Source organism: Sphingobium sp. UBA5915 (assembly GCF_002431195.1).
Lineage (GTDB): Bacteria > Pseudomonadota > Alphaproteobacteria > Sphingomonadales > Sphingomonadaceae > Sphingobium > Sphingobium soli.
The window spans coordinates 1-2,572 of the sequence record NZ_DJDV01000030.1 but is presented as its reverse complement, the minus strand read 5'-3'; the positions used below and the strand labels follow the sequence as shown (position 1 = coordinate 2,572).

At 62.6% G+C, this 2,572-nt stretch carries 2 protein-coding genes; both read left to right on the top strand.

All coding sequences use genetic code 11. The features are described from left to right. Positions 1 to 202 precede the first annotated feature (202 nt). Entirely contained in the window at positions 203 to 802 is a 600-nt protein-coding gene (locus B2V90_RS04365) for a YqiJ family protein (protein ID WP_228221649.1), read from the top strand. Between the two features lie 12 nt (positions 803 to 814). Further along, entirely contained in the window at positions 815 to 2,518 is a 1,704-nt protein-coding gene (locus B2V90_RS04360) for a flotillin family protein (protein WP_228221648.1), read from the top strand. Positions 2,519 to 2,572 lie beyond the last annotated feature (54 nt).

Genomic DNA, 2,572 nt, shown 5'->3' with positions numbered 1-2,572 from the left:
ATCGATGGCCAAGTCGAACAGCGCGCCAGCACCCGCGCCCCCACCGGCCAAACCCGCCGCTTCACCTGCACATTGGACCGCGACGGCCGCGTTGCACAGGTCTATCTCAGCCGCGACTTGGTTTCGCGCTGACACCCGACCGGTTTTGCTGTCGGCCTATGTAAAGCTGGGCTAGCATCTGCCCCGAATCAGGGGGTTAGGGGTGTCGGGCTTTCTCTTCGCGCCGGAGAATATCATATTCGTTTCGGCCTTTGCATTGATGCTGGTGATCGGACTCGTGCAGGCCATGGGCCTGGGTGGCGACGCCGATCTGAATCTTGACGGAGACGCCGATCTGCTAGGTTGGCTTGGATTTGGCCATCTGCCGTTGCTGGCATTGATCGCGTTGTTCCTGACCCTTTTTTCCGTGATCGGTCTGATCGGCCAGCAAGCCGCCCACGACCTTATCGGTGCCATGCTGTCCCCGTGGATCGCGGTGCCGGTCGCCGGAGCGCTGGCGCTGCCAGCGACCGGCCTGGCAGCACGCGCGCTGGCCCCGTTGCTGCCACGCGACCACAGCACCGCCATTCCCATCGAGCATCTGGTCGGCAGCCATGCCGTCATCGTGACCGGCCGCGCCTATGCCGGTTCGCCCGCACGCGCTCGCGTTCAGGATCATCATGGTCAGCATCATTATGTCATGGTCGAGCCTGACAATGACGGCCAGCAGTTGGAGGAGGGAGAAACGATCCTGCTCGTCCGGCGCGAAGGCCAGCTTTTCCGCGCCATATCCTATGGCGACCATTATCTGCCCCGACTCTGAGGAGATATTATTATGACCCTTCCCGTCGCACAGGACGGCGTATCCGTGCTGCCTTATGCGGTGATCGCGGGCAGCGGCCTGCTCGTTCTCATCGTGCTGGGGGTCATCATCGCGCGCCTCTACAAGCGGGCGTCAAAAGAAATCGGGTTCGTGCGCACCGGCTTTGGCGGTGAGAAGGTGGTGATGAATGGCGGCGCGCTGGTGCTGCCGATCTTTCATGAAACGATGCCGGTCAACATGAACACGGTGCGCTTGGCGGTCGAGCGGAAAAATGCCGATGCGCTCATCACGCTGGATCGGCTGCGCATCGACGTGAAGGCGGAATTTTACGTCCGCGTGAAGCCGGACGCGCAATCCATCGCGATCGCTGCCCAGACGCTCGGCATGCGCACCATGAATCCCGAAGCGCTCAAGGAATTGGTCGAGGGCAAATTTGTCGACGCCTTGCGCTCCGTGGCGGCGGGCATGACGATGAACCAACTGCATGAACAGCGCAGCGAATTTGTCCAGAAAGTGCAGCAGGTTTCGTCGGTCGATCTCGCCATGAACGGCCTGGAGTTGGAGAGCGTGTCGCTCACCGGTCTCGACCAGACCTCGATCGAGCATTTCAACGCCAATAATGCCTTTGATGCCGAGGGTCTTACCAAGCTGACCGAGCAGATCGAACTGCGCAAGAAGACCCGCAACGACATCGAGCAGGAAACCCGCGTCCAGATCGAGACGAAGAATCTCGAGGCCGAGCGTCAGTCGATGATCATTGCGCGTGACACCGAATTTGCACGGCTCGAGCAGGAACGCGAAGTTGAAATGCGCCGCGCGGAACAGGCGGCTGAAGTCGCACGCGAACAGGCGTTGCGTCAACAGGAAGCGGAACAGGCGCGGATCGAGGCCAAGAAGCTCGTTGACAGCCAACAGATCGAGGCTGATCGCACCGTCAAACAGGCCCGCATCGCCCAGGAACAGGCGCTCGAACTTGCCCGCCAGGAACAGCAGATCGCTGTTCAGAACAAAAGCCGGCAGGAAAGCCAGGCCAAGGCCGAAGCCGATGAAGCCCGCGCAAAGGCCGTTGCCGCCGAAGAGCAGGTGCAGACGTCCCGCGCGACAGAAGTCGCTGAACGCGCCAAGCGGATCGAGCTTATCGACGCAGCGCGGGAAGCGGAACGCGCCGCCATTCAGGTTCGTGTTGAAGCCGAGGCAGAAAAGCAGGCCGCTGCCGACCGCGCCGAAGCCATGCGCCTGGCTGCCGAGGGCGAGGCCGAAGCGGCCAAGCTGCGCGCTGAGGCGGATCGTGTCCGCTTTGAAGTAGAAGCTGCTGGCCAGCGCGCGGTCAATGAAGCGGCCAACATCCTCTCGTCCGATCAGGTTTCGCTCCAGACCAAGATCGCGCTGCTCAAGATACTCCCGGATCTGGTGCGTGAAGCGGCCAAACCGATGGAGGCGATCGATTCCATCCGCATCGTCCAGGTCGATGGCTTGACTAACCAAGGGGGCGGCGGGGCCGGGGCGGCCGGAATCGAAGCTGGTGACCAGAACCTCGCCAATGCCGCAGTCTCCGCGGCCTTGCGCTATCGTGCCCAGGCCCCGGTGATCGACGGCCTCATGAAGGAACTTGGCCTGGATGGCACCAGCCTCGATGCCATGGTGAAGGGCGCGGCCGCGTCCGCACCTCCTGTTTCCGCGTCGCCAGAGACAGCTGAGGACAGTGCTGCGACCTAGCACGGAACCAGATCGGTCTTGCCGCCTTGGCCCCGGGGCCGGGGCCGGGGCCGG

Excerpts from the sequence above, each read along its gene's own strand:
- B2V90_RS04360 (WP_228221648.1), top strand. The coding sequence starts at position 815 with ATGACCCTTCCCGTCGCACAGGACGGCGTATCCGTGCTGCCTTATGCG.